Here is an 18,421-nt window from a genome sequence, read left to right as displayed (position 1 = left end):
GAGCGACTCGGCCAACTCCACGGCTTGGTGCTTGAACTCATCGGTGTAGCTACGACGGGTGATACGGGACATAAGGGACCTCCAAGTGCGATCAAAGTATCGCTTCTTGGCGTCCGCTGACGGGGGGGCCAGATCAATCCGCGCCATGGATGGCGCGGCTAAGCCCCCATGGGTGAGGGCGCTTCGCTTGCGAAGCATTGCTTCGCAAGCGCCCGAACGCCCAGCCGCCAGCGGCTGGGCCGGACTGGGGGTTCACGGCGTCCCCCGCGCACCCACCTCGCCCGGCCAAGCGCGGCTCGTGCTTTCGCGCTCCGCCACGAGGGGCTCAGCCGTTGGCCTTCGCCTTCGCTTCTCGCGCCGCCTGCTGCTCGACCAGGGTCAGTGCCACGTTGTCGCGCAGGTACGCCGGCTCGACCTTCTCCGGTGCGATCGCCTCGCCACGCGCGAACGCCGGCACGGCCAGTGCCAGCACGTCCGACGCCCGCGGCAATGCCGCAGCATCGAAACCGCGCAGGCCACTGCCCAACTGTGCCACCAGCGCGCCGTCGGCCGCGCCGAAACCGGTACCGACACCGTAGGCCGACATTCCTTCCGGCAACGTCACCCCGGAAGGGGCGCAGACGCGCTCGGCATCCTGCACGAACGGCAGGCCGTCCACGCGTTCGAAGCGCGCGACATAGAGTTCGCCCATCCGGGCATCGATTGCCGACAGGATCTGCGTTTCTTCCACCGGTGCCCGCAGCGCCAGCACCTGCAGCGTCGAAACCGGCAGCAGCGGGCGGTCCAATGCCAACGCGATGCCCTGGGCGATGGCGATCGCCAGGCGCACACCGGTGAACGCCCCCGGGCCGCGACTGAGCGCGATGCCATCGAGCTGGCGACGGCTGATGCCGGCTTCGGCCAGCAGCGCCTCGGCCCATGGCAGGCTCAGGTCGGCATGCCGGCGCGGGGCGATCTCGAAGCGTTCCAGCACCTGCCCATCGACATGCAGGGCAACGGAGCAGGCTTCGGTGGCGGTTTCAAAGGCGAGCAGTTTCATCAGATCAGGTCAGAACAGGGGGAACGTGGCACCGGGAGCCGGCTCCGGGCCCGGCGCAACAGCGGCCGGGTCAGCCGCATCATCAGCCACGGGCAGCCATTGTGGCGTAAAGAAGGCCTGCACATCGGCCAGGCTGCGGGTGCGGCGGAAGGGTGGTAGTGAATCCAGGAAGACCCGGCCATAGCCACGGTTGAGCAGGCGCGGATCGCACAGGACCAGCACGCCACGGTCGCTTTCGCTGCGGATCAGGCGACCGACACCCTGCTTCAGTGCGATCACCGCCTGCGGCAACTGTTCGTCGCGGAACGGATTGCCGCCCTGGCTGCGGATCGCCTCCAGGCGTGCCTCGTACACCGGATCGTCCGGTGCCGCGAACGGCAGCTTGTCGATCATCACCACACTCAGCGCTTCGCCGACCACGTCCACGCCCTCGCGGAAACTGGCCGAGCCCAGCAGCACGCCATTGCCCGATTCACGGAAGCGCTGCAGCAGCGTCGCGCGCGGTGCCTCACCCTGCACGAACAACGGCCATGGCCCGTCGCGCAGTGCTTCGGCCGCTTCGCGCAATGCACGGTGCGAGGCGAACAACAGGAATGCCCTGCCCTGCGATGCCTGCAGCACCGGCCGAAGGGTCTGGATCAGCGCGGTTCCGAAGCCCCGTGCAGCCGGATCAGGCAGGCCTTCCGGGAGGTAGCACAACGCCTGCTCGGGCCAGTTGAACGGACTCGGCTGGACCAGGGTATGCGGATCGTCCAGGCCCAGGCGCGTGGCGATGTGGTCGAATCCATTGCCCACGGTCAGCGTGGCCGAGGTGAAGATCCATGCCGCGCGGCTGCGCTCGCGATGCTCGCGCAGCGGGCCGGACACATCCATCGGCGTGCGCTGGCAGCGGAAACCCCGCGGCGTGAGTTCGTACCAGAGCACATCGGTGGCACTGGCGTGGTCCGCCGGATCGGCATCGAAATCGAGGGTGGGTTCATCATCGCCCAGCCAGCGCTGCAACCGCGACACCGCCTCGCGCGCCCGCGCATGGCAGGCGTCCAGACCCGCCGCCGATTCGCGCAGCGGCTGAAGTGCCTGCTCCAGCGCCACCAGGCCGGCCATCACCGTATCGAAACCGTCGCGGACCTGTGGCATGGCCAGCGCACGCCACTGCGTACCCCGCGGCGGGAGCCCCTCCATCGCCGAACGCAACGCCAGCAACGCCTGTTGCAACTGGTCGACCGGCTCCTGCAGCGCCGATTGTGCGCCCCCTACGCCGCGCGCTTCAGCCAGGCAGTCGCGACCCAGTTCCTGCCATGGGCGCATGCCGAAACCTTCGCCGAAGAACTGCGCTGCCAGTTCGGGCAGCTGGTGTGCCTCGTCGATGACAAAGGCCTGCGCCCCCGGCAGCAACTCGCCGAAGCCGTCCTGTTTCAGTGCCAGATCGGCCAGCAGCAGGTGGTGGTTGACCACCACCACGTCGGCGGCCTGCGCACGCTGCCGTGCGCGCACCACGAAGCAGTCGTCCCAGAATGGGCAATCGGTGCCCAGGCAATTGTCGACAGTGGAGGTGACCATCGGCAGCAGCGGCGAGTCATCGGCCAGGCCCTCCAGTTCGGCGATGTCACCGAACTCCGAGCGGCCGGACCACGCCAGGATGCGCTGGAACTGCGCGGCCTGTTCGGGACTGGAAAACCGCGGCTCGCCCCGCGCCTGCTGCAGTCGGTAGCGGCACAGGTAGTTCGCGCGCCCCTTCAGCAGCGCGGTGCGCAGGCCGACGCCCAGCGCCTGGCGCACGCGCGGCAGATCGCGGTGGTAGAGCTGGTCCTGCAGCGCGCGGGTACCGGTGGAGATGATGGTGCGCAGCCCGGACAGCAGCACCGGCACCAGATAAGCGAAGGTCTTGCCGGTGCCGGTACCGGCCTCGGCCAGCAGCAGGTCCCGCTGCTGCAGCGCGTCGGCAATGGCTGCGGTCAGGTGCAGCTGTGCCGGACGCGGGACGAAGGCATCCAGGTGCGAGGCGAGCGCGCCGCCTTCGCTGAGGGCTTCGCGGCTGGCATGGACAAGGTCGGACATCAGAGGGAAAGGATACCCGGCCGGGCGCTGCCCGGCACCCGTTTCAAGCCGGAGCGCAGGCAAAGGCAACAGCAACAGCGTGGTTCATGGCTCTGGGTTGCTGCGTGTTTGGCGGGGCGGGAGGGGCAGGCAGGACACGCCGTAAACCCGTCCATGGGGGCTCGATGGCGCCTTGCTCGTGTGCGCTGTCCTGCGCACACGGCAAGACCGGGGTTGGGCGTCCTGCCCAACCCGCCCGAGGCGTGCCTCGGGCCCATGGCGCCAACGGTCCTGCCTGCCCCTCCCGCCCCGCCTTCGACAGTTTCTCGGTGACGGATGGACGTGCTTCGTGGCGTCGCGCTTGCTCGACTGGATTCAGAAGCGGTGGGTCGAACGGAAACAAGAAGGGGTCGGATCCGTTTTCCTGCGGAAAACGGATCCGACCCCACAACGAGTGCGCGCAGCGCGCGACCCGCTTTTGATTTTCTTTTTCTCTTCCGTGGCTGGCAGCACACGGAAACTGTCAGGGGCCGGGCGGGTGGGCTGCGCAGGGGCGTGAGCCGCATGGATGCGGCGACCGAGCTTACATGGACGTACTTGCAGCGTCCCCTGCGCAGCCCACCCGCCCGGCCCAATCACATGACCCGCATTTTGCGGCCAGCCACGAGGGGCTGCGCCGTTGGCTGGAAACTCAGTACCGCTTGATCCCCGGCACCGTGCAGCCTTCAATCTGCGCATGCGCCGACACCGCGTTCTCCTTCTCACCGCGCGCCAGCCGCGACTGCTCGATCGTCGCCCAGTGCCGGCGGCACAGCGGCCCGGTCTTCGAGCCCAGATCCACGGCCTTGCGCGCGAACGTCTCCGCCTGTGCCCACTGCCCCTGCAGCAGCGCCAGTTCGGCACGCTCCTGCAGCACCGCCGGGTCACCAGCCACGATCTCCAGCGCATGGTCCAGGCTGCTGGCGGCACCGGCGAGATCGTTGGCTTGGCGCTGCGCCTGTGCGGCCAGCCTCAGGTCTTCCACCTGCGAATCACGCAGCGGCTGCACCGACAGTTCCTTGTCGTCCGGACCCGCTGCAGCATCCACGGCCGCCAGGCGCTGCGCCGGCGTGGTGGTATCGACCGGCTTGACTACCGGCGGCGCGCTGCTCACGCAAGCGGCCAGGGCCAGACTTAGGCCGGTCAGGGCCAGGGGCTGCAGCAGGGTTCGCATGTTCATCGGCATCATCGGCTCGGGGGAGGAGTGGTGGCGGCAGGTTCGGCGGGTGCTTCCGGCTTGCGGTCCAGGCCGAACCAGCTGCGCCAGCCACCGCCCTCGCCTTCAGCCTCGCCCTGCCCCTCGGGCGACGCGGCCGGCGCGCACGGCGCATAGGCAGGCGCATAGCCCACCACGAACGGGAAACGACGCGCGCCGGGGCAGCCTTCATCGGTGCTGTTGAGACCGGTGGGAGCCACCGGCTGCCAATCCAGGCCCTTGTTGCTGACCCGCAATGGGGCACTCGGCAGGCGTTGGAAGATGCCCGACCAGACCCGCATCGCGCCAGTGGCGCCATACAGGCCGGCCTGCTGGTTCTGATCGTTGCCGATCCAGATCACCGCCAGGTGGTCGCCGGTGTAGCCGGCATACCAGCTGTCACGGCCATCGTTGGTGGTGCCGGTCTTGCCGGCTGGCTGCAGACGGCCGAGGCCATCAGCATTGAGCCGCTGCGCGGTACCACTGGCGACGACCTGCTGCAGGCCGACACTGATCAGGTTGGCGGCAATCGAATCGCCTTCCTGTGCCGGTGCCGGGGTCTTGTCGTAGCGCTTGAGCAGCTTGCCCTGCGGATCGAGCACGCCACGCACGGCGTGCAGCGGCTGGATCTCACCCCCGGACGCGAGGAACTGGTACAGCTGCGCCATCGCATACGGGCTCTGGTCGGTCGAGCCGAGGATCACCGCCGGATTGGCCTCGGCCTTGATGCCGGCCAGCACATGGATCAGCTGGGTCACGCGCTCGGGGCCGACCTGCATGCCCAAGCGCACCGTCGCCTGGTTGTACGAATGCGCCAGCGCATCGATCAGGCGCACCGTGCCGTGGCTGCGGTTGTCGGCGTTGCCGGGGCTCCAGTTGCGGCCGCGGCCGAGCTGCACCGTCACCGGCGAATCATCGACCCAGCTGGCCAGCGAATAGCGGTCCGGCTGCGCCAGGGCCAGCAGGTACACGAACGGCTTGAGCAGCGAACCGACCGGGCGCTGCGCCTCGATCGCACGATTGAAGCCGACCTCGGACACCTCACGGCTGCCGATCACCGCCAGCACGTCGCCGTTGTGCACGTCGGTCAGCACCATGCCTGCCTGCAGTTCAGGGCGACGCTGGTTTTCCAGCGACTTGATGGTGCGGGTCACCGCGCCTTCGGCATAGGCCTGCGCGGACGGCGACATGCCGGTCATCACGCTCAGGCCCGCGCCCTGCAGCGCAGATTCCGGATAGTCATGCGCAAGCTGCCGGCGGACCAGGTCGACGTAGGCGGGGAAGCGGTTGGCTGCCACCAGGCCCGGTGTCTTGGGCACACCCAACGGAGCCTTCAGCGCGCGCTGGTACTCGGCATCGTCGATCAGCGTGGCCTCGTGCAGCTTGCCCAGCACGAAGTTGCGGCGATCCAGCGCACGTTCCGGGTTGCGCCGCGGGTCGTAGAAGGACGGCCCCTTGACCAGGCCGATCAGCATGGCGATCTGCTCGGTCTCCAGCGACTGCAGGTCACGCCCGAACCAGAATTCGGCGCCGGAGGACATGCCATGGATCGCCTGGCTGCCGCGCTGGCCCAGGTACACCTGGTTGAGATACGCCTCGAAAATCGTGCGCTTGTCGTAGCGCGCCTCCATGATCAGCGCGTACAGCACCTCATTGAACTTGCGGGTGAGCGTCTGCTCCTTGCCGATGCCAAGCAGGCCGCTGCGGGCCAGCTGCTGGGTGAGCGTCGAAGCGCCCTGGCGGCTCTGGCCACCGGAACGGATCGTCACCCACACCGCGCGCGCGATGCCGGACAGGTCGATGCCGTGATGGCGGTTGAAGTCCTTGTCTTCCACTGCCTGCAGGCCGGTCACCAGCAGGTCCGGCGCCTCGTCCATGCGGATCAGGCGGCGTTCTTCCTGCTTCTGGCCGTACAGCGTGGCGATGCGCGCCGGATCCAGCCGCGCGGCCTTCAGTGCCTTGCGGCTGTCGGCATCGCGCAGCGAGGCCACGCCGCCATCGGCCAGCGACAGCTCCACCCGGCGCGGCGCCACCCGGCCATCGACATCGTTGTAGCCACGACTGGAGATCACAAAGCGACCGCCGTTCACCGCATAGGTGGCCGGCTCCTTGCCCTGGCCGTCATCACGATAGGCGGAGGCGGCCAGTTCGGTCTTCAGCGTGGACGCATCCATCGCCTTGCCGGGGGTTAGCACCAGCGGGCGCGCATACACGCGCGTCGGGATCTGCCAGCGCAGCTCGCCGAAACGCTGGGTCACCTGCTGGTTCAGGTACAGCGTATAGGGAATGAGGAAACCCAATCCCAACGCGACCGCAGCCATGCTCCAGGTGATCAGCCGGCGCCGCCACAGCGGACCGCTGTCCTGCGGGTCGTCGTCGAAATCGTCGATGTCGTCGGAATCGTAGCGTCGGGGCACGGGAATGCGAGAATGTAGGGTCTGGCGAGTCTACCCCAGCCACTGCGGCTGGCGAGTTCTCCCGGGTTCCCCTGCTTAAGCTGGAGTTGCAACCGGATGGCGATGTCCCTGGCCGAGATCCGATACCTGATCAACCGCCTGTCGGGCCTGGCCCGCCGGAGCCTGGCAAGCCTGCGCACCCGCGGGTGGCGGGCCACCTGGCAACGCATCCGCGTGCACACCCAGCGCGCCGTTCCCGCGCCGCGCACGCCGCTGTTCCTGCCGCCAGCACAGGCTTTCGCTCCCTTCACGGTGCCGTTCAGCGAGTCGCCGGAGGTAAGCATCGTCATCCCGGTCTACAACCACGTCGACCACACCCTGGCCTGCCTCCGCGCCCTGGCGGCACACCCGCCCGCAGCCGCGTGCGAGATCCTGGTGGTGGATGACGGCAGCAGCGACGCCACCGCGCAGTGGATGCCGCAGGTGGCGGGGTTGCGCTATGAGGTGCGTGCGCACAACGGCGGCTTCATCGAAGCCTGCAACGAGGGTGTATCGCGCGCACGCGGCCGCTACGTGGTGCTGCTCAACAACGATACGGTGCCGCAGCCGGGCTGGCTCGACGTCCTGCTGGACACCTTCGGCAGCGTCCCCGACGCCGGCCTGGTCGGCAGCCAGCTGCTGTATCCCGATGGCCGCCTGCAGGAATCGGGCGGAGTGATCTTCGCCGATGGCAGTGGCTGGAGCTATGGCCGCTTCGAGGCCGCTGACGACCCGCGCTTTGCCAGCCTGCGCGACGTCGACTATTGCTCCGGTGCGGCGCTGATGCTGCCGCGTGCCCTCTGGCAGCAGCTGGACGGCTTCGATACCCGCTACAAGCCAGCGTACTACGAGGACACCGACCTGGCCTTCCGCGTGCGTGCACAGGGCCTGCGCGTGCTGGTGCAGCCGGCCAGCCGGGTGATCCACGACGAGGGCACCAGCAACGGCACCGACACCGGCAGCGGGGTGAAGGCCTACCAGGTGCGCAACCAGGCCATCTTCGCCGCCCGCTGGGCCACCGAGCTGGCCCGCCATCCGGCGGTGGGCGAAGTGCCGTCGCCGGCGCTGCTGCTGCGTGGCCGACGCCAGGTGCTGATCCTGGACGAGGAAGTACCGCAGCCCGATCGCGATTCCGGGTCGCTGCGCCAGGTCAATCTGATCCGCCTGCTGCTGCAGGGCGGTGCCCACGTGGTATTCGTCCCGACCCGGCGCGAGCATGCCGGCGCGGCGACCGAGGCGCTGCAGCGGATGGGCGTGGAAGTCTGGTACGCCCCCTTCCTGGACGGTGTGGCCGGCTGGCTGCGCAGCCATGGGTCGCGTTTCGACGTGGCGATGCTGGTGCGCCACCACGTCGCCCACGAGTGCCTGCCCCTGCTCAAGCGCTATGCGCCGCAGGCACGAACCGTGTTCGACACGGTCGACCTGCACTACCTGCGCGAACGCCGCGGTGCCGAAGTGGCGGGTGATGCGGCTCTGCTGCGCGCAGCAGAACGCACCCGCAGCAGTGAATTGGCAGTGATGGAGCAGTGCGACATCACCGTGCTGGTGAGTGCGGCCGAACGGGAGCAGCTGCAGGCCGATGCGCCACGGGTGCGGGTGGAGCTGATCTCCAACCTGCACGAGGTTGCCGGCGCCGGCGCCGTCTACGAGCAACGACACGATCTGGTGTTTGTCGGTGGCTTCCGCCATCCGCCGAACCTGGACGGGATGGAGTGGTTCATCGGCGAGGTCTTCGCCCACATCTGCGCCCGGCTGCCGGAGGTACGCCTGCACTGCATCGGCGCCGCGGCGCCGGAATCGTTGCTGGCACTGGCCGCACGCCACCCCGGCGTGCAGATGCACGGCTTCGTCGAGGACATCACGCCCTACATGGACGGCGCGCGCATTGCCATCGCACCGCTGCGGTTCGGTGCCGGCGTGAAAGGCAAGATCAACCTGAGCATGGCCCATGGCCAGCCGGTGGTCGGTACCACCTGCGCCGTGGAAGGCATGCACCTGCATCCCGGCCAGGACGTGCTGGTGGCCGATGACGCTGCCGGTTTCGCCGATGCGGTGGTCCGCCTGTACCAGGACCCGCAGCTGTGGCAGCAATTGTCCGATGCCGGCCTGGCCAACGTTGCCGAACATTTCTCACTCGATGCCGCCCGTGCGACCGTGCAGCGGGTGTTCTTCGCCTAGTCCGCCCGTCCACCGGCGCGGCGCAGGCGATCTTCAAACGCCGGCAGTTCGGCCAGGTCCGGCTGCAGCAACCGCGCCTGTTCGGCGGCATGCGCGGCGAAGGCCAGGTCACCGTTACCGAGCCGCTCGCTGCCGATCGCCAGCCAGCGCTGGGCCAACCGCAGCCGCGCCGAGGGCAGTCCGGCTGCGGTCGGTGACAGGGTCTGCCAGGCCTGCAGGCAGGCGCCTGCCGCCTGCACGCGGTTCTGCCGCAGATTGTCGTCGAAGCAGCGTCGGCTGGCGGGCAGCAAGCGTGCGGCGGCTGCCTTCACCCGCGCATCGCGGGGAGCCAGCGACTGGGCTTCGCGCAACGCGTCGAACGCGCTGTGCCCGGGTGGGCTGATCCACTGCCCCGCGCGCTCGGCACGTTCGATCTTCCGCAGGTGGTCGCGAAGCTGGCGTTCGCGCTGCGCCGTGCTGACCGCGGGCTGCTGCAGAGCCCGCTGCGCCTGCTGCGCGCGCTGCAGGCGCTGCGCCAGTTGTTGCCGGACTGCCTGCGAAGCCCCCAGCTCCGCCGCCAGGGCCGCATCACGTTGCGCCGCATCGAACTGGAAGTCGTCGGCGGACTTCTGGCTGCGTGCAACCACTGCCTGCAGGGTCTGCTCACGCCCGCGCTGCGCATTGGAATCATCGGCGGCCACCACCAGCACCGCCTGGAAACCCTGGGCCGCAGCTTCCAGCTGCTGCCGTCGCAACGCACGCTGCGCCTGCCGCAGGCGCCGGTCGGCCGCGCGCGCGAGGGCCTCCTCGCTCGCCGGCAGATCGGCATGACCGGCATCGAACTGACGGGCACGACGCAGGAGCGCGGCCGCCTCGGCCAACTCCCCTCGCTCTGCCAGCGTGCGTGCCTGCAGCAGCAGGTCGCTCAGCGCATCTTCGCGCCCTTCCAGCGCCGGCAGGTTGTCCGGCTGCAGGGCCAGGATGCGCTGGAACAAGGGCAACGCACTGCTGTCGCCGTCATCCAGGCGTCCGGCCGCGAACGCGTTACGCGCCTGCGCCAACAACGCACCAATACCGGCTCCGGCGCTGCGTCGCGCCTGCAACTGGCGGGCGACCGCATCGGCGTCGCCCTGCGGCACCTGCAGCTCACGGGCCAGTGCCAGGGCCTGCGCGCTGCCGTCCAGGTCATCCGCCTGCAGGCGATCGCGCGCCTGTTGCAGCGCTGCCGCGCCGGTATTGGCCAGGCCCTGGCGCGCCTGCGGGCGATCACCGTCCAGCGCCAGCGCCGCCTGGTAGCGCTCGCGCGCACCACTGCCATCGGCATCGCTCAGGCGCCCAGCCGCCAATGCACGATCCCCCTCGGCCAGCAGCTGTTCGATCTGCGGCTCATCCCAGAACCAGTCTGCCAACGGCTTGCGCAGCAGGACCAGCAGCACGAACACGGCCAGCGCTGCGAGCAGCGCCCAGCGCCAGATCCGGCGCGCATGGCGCGCCTGCAGCCACCACCAACGCCCCTCGCGACGGACACGGTCCAGCGCAGGATGTTCAGCGCCATGCGGGCGATGCGGGGGCTCGCGTTCCATGCGTGCAGGGTAGCCGGGGCAGCGTGAAGCTCAGCCGAGGCGACGCGCCTCGCTCACGCCCGGCAGCGCATCGAGCTTGCCCAGCAGCGTCGACAACTGCCCGTAGTCACTGACCTTCAGGCGCAGCCGCAGATGGGCACGGCCACTGTTGCGCACGTTGTCACTGTGGATGTCGAGCACGTAGGCGTCTTCCTGGGCGATCAGGTTGGTGATGTCCTTCAGCAGCCAGCGGCGATCGACCGCATCGACCACGACGTCCACCTCGTAGCCGCCTCCGGCCTGGCCCCATTCCACCGGCAGGATGCGCTGCGGGCTGCTGGCCGCCAGCCGGGCCAGCGCGGCGCAGTCTGCACGATGCACGGTGACACCCCGGCTTCGGGTCAGGTAGCCGACGATCGGCTCGCCGGCCACCGGCTGGCAGCAGCGTGCCAGCTGCACCAGCAGGTTGCCTACGCCCTGCACGGTGAACTTGGACTTGCCCAGGTTCTCGCGGCGCGCGGTCGGCCGCGGCAGGGCCGGTGCGGGTGCGGGCTGGCTGGCGGCACGCTCCGCCTCCAGCAGCGCACGGCTGACCTGGTTCGGGCCGGTATCGCCCAGCGCCACCTGGATGTACAGGTCATCGACGCTGTCGGCATGGAACTTCTTCGCCGCCACAGCCAGGTCCGCGTGCTGCAGGCCCAGCCGCTTCAGCTCGCGCTCGAGCAGCTCGCGACCGGCCTGCACGTTGCGCGCGCGATCCAGCTTGTGGAACCAGCTGCGCACCTTCTCGCGCGAGCGGTTGCTGGCCAGGAAGCCGTTGGCCGGCATCAGCCAATCGCGGCGCGGATCGGCCTCCTTGCCGGTCAGGATCTCGACGCGGTCGCCGCTGCGCAGGCGGTAGGTCAGCGGCACGATGCGGCCGTTGACCTTGGCGCCGCGGCAGCGGTGGCCCACCATGGTGTGCACCTGGTAGGCGAAATCGAGCGGCGTGGCGCCCTGCGGCAGGTCCAGCACCTCGTCCTTCGGGCTCAGCGCATAGACCCGGTCCTCGGTCAGCTCGGCATCAAGCGCCCCGGCCAGTTCATTGCCCTGCCCGTCCTGCGCCTGTTCCAGCAGCTGGCGCATCCAGGTGATCTTGCGGTCGAAGGACTTCTCCGCGCCCTTGCCACCTTCCTTGTACTTCCAGTGCGCGGCCACGCCCAGCTCGGCCTGCGAGTGCATTTCATGGGTGCGGATCTGCACTTCGATGGTGCGACCTTCCGGGCCGACCACGGCGGTATGCAGCGAGCGATAGTCGTTGGCCTTCGGGCGTGCGATGTAATCATCGAACTCGCTCGGTACCGGTGCCCACAGCGCGTGCACCACGCCCAACGCGGCATAACAGGCGGCAACGTCGTCGACCATCACGCGCACCGCACGGATGTCATACAACTGGTCGAAGGCCAACCGCTTCTTCTGCATCTTCCGCCAGATGCTGTAGATGTGCTTCGGGCGGCCGCTGACTTCGGCCTTGATGCCCTGGGCGACCAGCTCGCGCGACAGCACCTTCTTGACGTTCTCGACGTAACGCTCGCGGGCGATGCGGGTTTCATCCACCTCGCGGGCGATGCGGCGGTAGGTTTCCGGTTCCAGGTGGCGGAACGCCAGGTCCTCCAGCTCCCACTTCAGCTGCCAGATGCCCAGCCGGTTGGCCAGGGGCGCGTGGATGTCGCGGGTCAGCTGGGCCAGCGCGCGCCGCTGCTCCTCGTCCAGCTTGTCGGCCGCACGCATCCTCGCGAGCTGCCGTGCCAGCAGGATCGGCACCACGCGCAGGTCGCGGATGATCGCCAGCAGCAGCCGGCGCAGGCCCTCACTGTTGCGCCCCGCCTCACGGCCGGCATGCAGCGCCCACACCGGATCGGCCGCATCCTGGCCATCCAGCAGGCCGGTCACCGCCGCCTTGTGGTTGCCCAGCGGTAGCTGGTCCAGGCTGGCGCGCAGGCCCGGCAGGTCGAACAGCAATGCGGCCACCACCGCGCCTTCGTCGGCCGAGAGCATCGCCAGCGCATCGAGGGTATCGCCCAGCACCGACCAGCTGGCACGCATCTGGTGGTCGCAATCCGGCGCTTCCCAATGCTCACGCAGGGCCTGGCGCAGCGGAGCAGGCAGCACCGCTGCCGAGGGACGGTTCAACAAGGCATCCAGGCCGGGGACGGAAGCGCGGTTCACAGCATCGAGCAGGCAAGACAGAGGCCCCTACACTAGCGCCGGCGCCGTTCAGGGACAATCACTGCACCCACCATCACCCGGCATGAAGACATGCCGCTACACTCGCCCACACACCCAGGAGAGACCCGCCATGCCTTCGATTGCCCCGCGCGTCCGTCCACGGCTGCTGGCCTGTGCCGCCGTGCTGCTGTCCCTGTCCGCGCCTGCGCTGGCCCAGCGCGTGGTGGAGGGCGACCTGCAGCAGCAGATGTCGCCCTCCGAGTTCAAGGCCGCCGGGCTGGACAAGCTCAGTGCCGGTGAACTGGCCACGCTCAACCGCTGGCTGCAGGGCAAGGTCGAGGCGGCCACCACCCAGGCCGTCGCCGCAGCGCGCGAAGAAGGCCGCCAGGAAGTGATCAAGAAGAACCGCGGCTTCCTGGACTTCGGCAGCAGCGAACCGATCGAAAGCAACCTGCAGGGTGAATTCCGTGGATTCGGCCAGGGCCGCCGCTACGTGCTGCAGAACGGCCAGGAGTGGGAGCAGATAGACGCCACGCACTATTCCGGTGGCCGCAAGGACGCCCCGCGCGTCAGCATGCGCCCAGGGGTGATGGGCGCCTGGTATATGAAGGTGGACGGGGTAAACGTGCAGCCGAAGGTTCGCCGCACCAAGTAACGTCCGGGCATTCCGGCCGTGCCGGCTCCCTGCCCGGCCGGCCACGGTCGCCCGAGGGGGCGATCTGGGCGCGCTCAGGCCTGGCGCAATGCAGCCACGCGCTGCGCCAGCTTCTTCGCCGAGATACCGGTGCGTGCCCCCAGCTCCTGCGCGAACAGCGATACCCGCAGTTCTTCCAGATCCCAGCGCAGCGCCTGCCATTGCGGGCGATCACGCAGGCCCTGCTGCTCGCCCGCCGCCAGTGCTTCCAGGAACGGATGCAGTTCCAGCATGCGCGCCTGGTCGCGCGGCGGATCACGCTTGGCACGTTCGGTGCGCAGGATCATCGCCTTCAGGTAACGCGGGTACTGCGCCAGCGCGTCGGCCGGCGTGTCGCGCAGGAAGCCGGGGTGGATCAGCCCGGCCAGCTGCGCTTCCATGTCGTCCAGGTTGCCGCGCGCCCAGCCCATCAGCGGCGCCTCCAGCATCGGCTTCAGCTCCGCCACCAGCGCCAGGATGGATTCGGCCAGCTTCAGCCGCGACATCGCCTCGCCAAACAGGGCCTTGGCGGCATGCTCGCGGCGCTGCTCGAAGGCCGCCGCATCACGGATGTCTTCCAGGCCCTCGGCCAGCACCGCGTTCATCGCTGCATCGACCAGGTCACCACGCAGGCGCTCCTGCGATTCGATCGCGGCATACAACAGGCCGGTCTTGGCACCGACCGGCAGCTGCTTGCGTGCCTGCTTCACCTTGTCGGCCAGGGCGATCTCCAGCAGGCGGCGCACGCCCAGCGGATGGGCGTCCTGCGCCTGCTGGCGGTCGGCGAAGATGCGCAGCGCCACGCTGTCGCCCTCGTCCAGCAGCGCCGGATAGGCCGGCACGCCGGCTTCACCGGGTACCTGCAGCGGAATCGGCGTGGCCGGGAACGTGCGCAGGCCGTCAGCCGCCATCTCGCGCCCGGCACGCGCGGCGAAGGCATCGCCAGCACGGCCACCGAATTTCGCGCGCAGCGCTTCCAGATCACGCGAGGTGGCCAGCACCTTGCCCTGTTCGTCGCGCAGCCGCAGGTTCATGTGCAGGTGTGGCTCGATCGAACCCGGCTCGAAATCCAGTGCGGTCACCGTCGCGCCGGTCGCACGTGACAGGAAACGCGCCAGCTCGCCGGTGATGGCATCGGCGCTGGGCTGCGGGAAGGCCTCGTAGAACGCGCGACCGAAGTCCGGCGCCGGCACGTAGTTGCGGCGCATCGCCTTGGGCAGGCTGCGGATCAGTGCCGAGGCCTTGTCGGCGACAAAGCCCGGCGCCAGCCAGCCCAGCTGCACCGGGTCCAACGCGTTGAGCAGGTGCAGTGGCACGTCCAGGGTGACGCCATCGTCGTCGGCCCCCGGTTCGAAGCGGTAGTGCAGCGCCAAGCGCGCCTGGCCCAGCGCCAGGTACTTCGGATAGCGCTCCTGTTCGCTGCCCTCACCGGGCAACAGGTCTGCCAACGACCAGTGCAGCGCCTTGCGCTGTTCCGGCGCCAGCCCTTTCCACCAGCTATCCAGTCCCGCCGCCGAGTGGATCTGCGGCGGCACCCGGTCCAGGTACCAGCGTGCCTGCCAGTCTTCGTCGGCAACGATGCCAGCGCGGCGCAGCTTGGCTTCTTCCTCGCGCGCGACCTCCAGCACCTTCTGGTTGTCGGCGACGAAACTGGCGCGGGTATTGATCTCGCCGGTCACCAGTGCCTGGCGCACGAAGATGTCATGCGCCTCGCTCGGCGCGATGCGGCCGTAATGGACCGGCTTCTTCGGTGCCAGCACCAGGCCGAACAGGCTGATCTGCTCGGACGCCAGCACCTGGCCCTGCGCGCGCGACCAGTGCGGGTCGAAGTGCTTGCGCAGCAGCAGGTGCGGCAGTTCGGCGATCACCCAGTCCGGCTCGATCGCGGCCAGGGTCATGCCCCATACCTTCTGCGTATCCAGCAGGTTGGCCACCAGCAGCCACGGCGGTGGCCGCTTTGCCAGCGCCGAACCGGGGAACGGCAGGAAGCGGCGCTGGCGTGGTGCCTGGAAATCGCCCTTATCGGTGCGGTGGCCGATCTGCGTCGGCAGGCCCGCCACCAGTGCCCGGTGCAGGGTCTGGTAGGCAGCAGCGCGTACACGTTCGCTGAAGCCGCCGCCGACGGGCGCCTGTTCCTTCTGCGCGCGCACGGCCACCGGTGCCGGTGCGGCCTCGGCCTTGCCTTCGCGGGCCAGGCGCGCGGCACGATGCAACTGGCCGCGGGTGGCCTTTACTGCGGCCGCGTCATCACGCGCCGGTGCCGGCGCACTGCTGCCGGCCAGCAACGGTGCCATCGACGCCTCGCTGGCCTCTTCCTTCCAGCCCAGTTCCTCGCACAGCAGCCGCAGCTGGCGATGCAGCTCGCGCCACTCGCGCATGCGCAGGAAGCCGAGGAAATGACGTCCGCACCAGTCGCGCAGCTTGGACTGGGTCAGGTCTTCATGGGCCTGCCGGTAGGCATCCCACAGGCGCAGCACGCCGACGAACTCGGAGCGGCCATCGGCGAACTGCGCATGCGCGCTGTCGGCCGCACCACGCGCTTCCGGCGGGCGTTCGCGCGGGTCCTGGATGCCCAGGAACGAGGCAATCACCAGCATCGCCCGCAGGCAGCCGGCGGCCTGCGCGGCGACCAGCATGCGCGCCAGCTTCACGTCCACCGGCAGGCGCGCCATCTGCTTGCCGATGGTGGTCATGCGCCGCTCGGCATCGATCGCGCCCAGCTCGGTCAGCTGCTGCCAGCCATCGGCTACCGCGCGCTCGTCCGGTGCCTCCAGGAACGGGAACTCCTCGATGCGGCCCAGGCCCAGCTGCAGCATGCGCAGGATCACGCCGGCCAGGCTGGAGCGGCGGATTTCCGGATCGGTGAACTCCGGCCGCGCCTGGAAATCCGCCTCGGCATACAGGCGGTAGCAGATGCCTTCGGCGATACGACCGCAGCGACCCTTGCGCTGGTTGGCGCTGGCCTGCGAGATCGGCTCGATGTGCAGGCGATCCAGCTTGTTGCGCGGGCTGTAGCGCTTGACGCGGGCGAAGCCCGGATCGACCACGTAGCGGATGCGTGGCACCGTCAGCGAGGTCTCGGCCACGTTGGTGGCCAGCACGATGCGCCGGTTCGGCCCGGGGTTGAATACCCGGTCCTGGTCCTGGTTGGACAGGCGCGCGTACAGCGGCAGTACCTCGGTATTGCGGTACTTGCGCCGTTCCAGCGACTGGTGCGCATCGCGGATCTCGCGCTCGCCCGGCAGGAAGATCAGCACGTCGCCGCGTGCGTCCAGGCGGGTGATCTCGTCGATGGCCGACACGATGGCATCGTTGACGGTGCGCTCGCCCTGGTCTTCGCCCTCGCCTTCCAGCGCGCGGTAGCGCACTTCCACCGGGTAGGTACGGCCTTCGACGCTGATCACCGGCGCATTGTCGAAATGCTGGGCGAAGCGTTCGGTGTCGATGGTGGCCGAAGTGACGATCAGCTTCAGGTCCGGGCGCTTGCGCAGCAGCTGCTTCAGGTAGCCCAGCAGGAAGTCGATGTTGAGGCTGCGTTCGTGTGCCTCGTCGACGATGATCGTGTCGTAGTTCGACAACCAGCGGTCGCTGGCGATCTCCGCCAGCAGAATGCCGTCGGTCATGAACTTGATGCGGCTGTCGTCGCTGACCTTGTCATTGAAGCGCACCTGGTAGCCTACCAGCTGGCCCAGTTCGCTCTGCAGTTCCTGCGCCACGCGGCTGGCCACCGCACGTGCGGCGATCCGTCGCGGCTGGGTGCAGCCGATCATGCCGGCCTGGCCACGGCCTGCGGCCAGGCACAGTTTCGGCAGCTGGGTGGTCTTGCCCGAACCGGTTTCACCGGCGATCACCACCACCTGGTGGTCGCGGATCAGTTTGATGATCGCATCGGCTTCACGCGCAATCGGCAGCTGCGGGTCCAGAGTAATGGACGGCTGCTGTTGCGCCCGCACCTGCCGGCGCTGCACCGACGCCTGCAAGGCCTGCTCGAAAGTAGCGGCCAGTGCCGCATCCTGCGGCTTGGCCTGGCAACGCGAGAGCATTCCCAGCAAACGGCCCCGGTCGCGGCTCATGGCGCCGTCGATGGCGGCGCGCTGTTGGCGCAGGCGGGGCGATGGATTTTTATCGATAGAGTTCATCAATCGGTTCGTTCAAAACTTTGAAAGCGACCAGTCATCACGACCGGTTTATTGTGAAGGCCAACGATTCCACAAGGAGGAACCCCATGGCGAAGACCAAGAGCACGACCAAGGCCAAGACCGGCAAGCAGAAGCTTGCAGCGGCTGCACCGTCGGCACCGAACATCGATATCGGGATCACCCAGGGCGACCGCAAGAAGATCGCCGACGGTCTGTCGCGCTTCCAGGCCGATGCGTTCACGCTCTACCTGAAGACGCACAACTTCCACTGGAACGTGACCGGGTCGATGTTCAATTCGCTGCACACCATGTTCGAGACGCAGTACACCGAGCAGTGGGCGGCCTTGGACGACGTGGCCGAGCGCATCCGCGCGCTGGGCTTCAATGCCCCGGGCTCCTACCGGGAGTTCGCTGCGCTGACCTCGATCGCCGAGGAACCGGGCCTGACCGACAGTGCGGACTGGCGTGAAATGGTACGCCAGTTGGTGGTCGCCAACGAAGCGGTATGCCGTACGGCACGTGAAGTCCTGGACGTGGCGGCCAAAGGGGACGACGCCCCGACCGAGGATCTGATGACCCAGCGCCTGCAGACCCACGAGAAGTACGCCTGGATGCTGCGTTCCCTGCTCCAGTAAGAGTTGGGGGTGGTTCGGCAGGGCTGCGCCCTGCACCCGCAGAGGCAACTGCAACGGCAACGGCCGGAGCAAAAGCGGGTTTCCTGTGGGTTGGCGGGGTGGGTCCGGTTGCGGGGGACGCCGTGAATACGTCCATGTAGGCTCGGTCGCCGCATCCATGCGGCTCACGCCCCCGCAACCGGACCCACCCCGCCTTCGACAGATTTCCGCGATCTGCCGGCAAAGCCATTGGGGTCAGATCCGTTTTCCGCAGGAAAACGGGATCTGACCCCATTTTGTTTGTCGATATCTGACAGATGTGT

The 18,421-nt window shown here is 68.5% G+C and carries 10 protein-coding genes; 3 read left to right on the top strand and 7 right to left on the bottom strand.

Annotated features, from left to right (window positions below; genetic code table 11):
- Nucleotides 1-325: 325 nt before the first annotated feature.
- The 4 genes from tsaB to mrcB form a co-directional block, all read right to left on the bottom strand.
- The gene (gene tsaB / locus AB839_RS17575) at nucleotides 326-1,039 is read right to left on the bottom strand and encodes a tRNA (adenosine(37)-N6)-threonylcarbamoyltransferase complex dimerization subunit type 1 TsaB (RefSeq protein WP_061480351.1); all 714 of its coding nucleotides are present in this window, start codon (nucleotides 1,037-1,039) and stop codon (nucleotides 326-328) included.
- 9 nt (nucleotides 1,040-1,048) lie between these two features.
- Nucleotides 1,049-3,097: an ATP-dependent DNA helicase gene (locus AB839_RS17570; RefSeq protein ID WP_061480350.1), complete on the bottom strand. Its 2,049-nt coding sequence runs from the start codon at nucleotides 3,095-3,097 to the stop codon at nucleotides 1,049-1,051.
- 670 nt (nucleotides 3,098-3,767) lie between these two features.
- Nucleotides 3,768-4,304, bottom strand: coding sequence for a hypothetical protein (locus tag AB839_RS17565; protein WP_050562713.1), 537 nt, complete (start codon nucleotides 4,302-4,304; stop codon nucleotides 3,768-3,770).
- Nucleotides 4,301-6,727 carry a penicillin-binding protein 1B gene (mrcB, locus tag AB839_RS17560; protein ID WP_061480349.1) on the bottom strand — a complete coding sequence of 809 codons (2,427 nt, stop codon included), beginning with the start codon at nucleotides 6,725-6,727 and terminating at the stop codon, nucleotides 4,301-4,303. Before mrcB ends, AB839_RS17565 begins: the two co-directional genes overlap by 4 nt.
- 96 nt (nucleotides 6,728-6,823) lie before the next feature.
- On the opposite strand from mrcB, the gene AB839_RS17555 reads away from it, so the two are divergent.
- A complete protein-coding gene (locus AB839_RS17555; protein ID WP_061480348.1) occupies nucleotides 6,824-8,923 on the top strand; it encodes a glycosyltransferase in 2,100 nt (699 codons plus the stop codon).
- On the opposite strand, the gene AB839_RS17550 is transcribed toward AB839_RS17555, so the two are convergent.
- Together AB839_RS17550 and AB839_RS17545 are read right to left on the bottom strand one after the other, a co-directional pair.
- Nucleotides 8,920-10,485, bottom strand: a complete 1,566-nt coding sequence (locus AB839_RS17550; protein WP_061480347.1) for a hypothetical protein — start codon at nucleotides 10,483-10,485, stop codon at nucleotides 8,920-8,922. The two genes, AB839_RS17555 and AB839_RS17550, sit on opposite strands and share 4 nt — an antisense overlap.
- A 30-nt stretch (nucleotides 10,486-10,515) precedes the next feature.
- Nucleotides 10,516-12,672 carry a bifunctional (p)ppGpp synthetase/guanosine-3',5'-bis(diphosphate) 3'-pyrophosphohydrolase gene (locus AB839_RS17545; RefSeq protein ID WP_061480346.1) on the bottom strand — a complete coding sequence of 719 codons (2,157 nt, stop codon included), beginning with the start codon at nucleotides 12,670-12,672 and terminating at the stop codon, nucleotides 10,516-10,518.
- A 130-nt stretch (nucleotides 12,673-12,802) separates the two neighbouring features.
- Between AB839_RS17545 and AB839_RS17540 the strand changes: the two genes are divergently transcribed.
- Nucleotides 12,803-13,327 carry a hypothetical protein gene (locus AB839_RS17540; protein WP_061480345.1) on the top strand — a complete coding sequence of 175 codons (525 nt, stop codon included), beginning with the start codon at nucleotides 12,803-12,805 and terminating at the stop codon, nucleotides 13,325-13,327.
- Nucleotides 13,328-13,401: 74 nt separating this feature from the next.
- On the opposite strand, the gene hrpA is transcribed toward AB839_RS17540, so the two are convergent.
- Nucleotides 13,402-17,484 carry an ATP-dependent RNA helicase HrpA gene (gene hrpA, locus AB839_RS17535; RefSeq protein WP_061480344.1) on the bottom strand — a complete coding sequence of 1,361 codons (4,083 nt, stop codon included), beginning with the start codon at nucleotides 17,482-17,484 and terminating at the stop codon, nucleotides 13,402-13,404.
- 86 nt (nucleotides 17,485-17,570) lie between these two features.
- Here hrpA and AB839_RS17530 point away from each other — a divergent pair, with 86 nt between their 5' ends.
- Nucleotides 17,571-18,119, top strand: a complete 549-nt coding sequence (locus AB839_RS17530) for a Dps family protein (RefSeq protein WP_006439098.1) — start codon at nucleotides 17,571-17,573, stop codon at nucleotides 18,117-18,119.
- The last annotated feature ends 302 nt before the right edge of the window (nucleotides 18,120-18,421 follow it).

This window comes from Stenotrophomonas sp. DDT-1, from assembly GCF_001580555.1.
Classification (GTDB): Bacteria; Pseudomonadota; Gammaproteobacteria; order Xanthomonadales; family Xanthomonadaceae; genus Stenotrophomonas; species Stenotrophomonas sepilia.
The sequence above is the reverse complement of the archived record's forward strand: the minus strand, read 5'-3'. Positions and strand labels throughout refer to the sequence as shown.

Coding starts and splice junctions, on each gene's coding strand:
- tsaB (WP_061480351.1), bottom strand. CDS start 1,039: ATGAAACTGCTCGCCTTTGAAACCGCCACCGAAGCCTGCTCCGTTGCC.
- AB839_RS17540 (WP_061480345.1), top strand. CDS start 12,803: ATGCCTTCGATTGCCCCGCGCGTCCGTCCACGGCTGCTGGCCTGTGCC.
- AB839_RS17555 (WP_061480348.1), top strand. CDS start 6,824: ATGGCGATGTCCCTGGCCGAGATCCGATACCTGATCAACCGCCTGTCG.
- AB839_RS17570 (WP_061480350.1), bottom strand. CDS start 3,097: ATGTCCGACCTTGTCCATGCCAGCCGCGAAGCCCTCAGCGAAGGCGGC.
- AB839_RS17530 (WP_006439098.1), top strand. CDS start 17,571: ATGGCGAAGACCAAGAGCACGACCAAGGCCAAGACCGGCAAGCAGAAG.
- AB839_RS17565 (WP_050562713.1), bottom strand. CDS start 4,304: ATGATGCCGATGAACATGCGAACCCTGCTGCAGCCCCTGGCCCTGACC.
- AB839_RS17550 (WP_061480347.1), bottom strand. CDS start 10,485: ATGGAACGCGAGCCCCCGCATCGCCCGCATGGCGCTGAACATCCTGCG.
- hrpA (WP_061480344.1), bottom strand. CDS start 17,484: ATGAACTCTATCGATAAAAATCCATCGCCCCGCCTGCGCCAACAGCGC.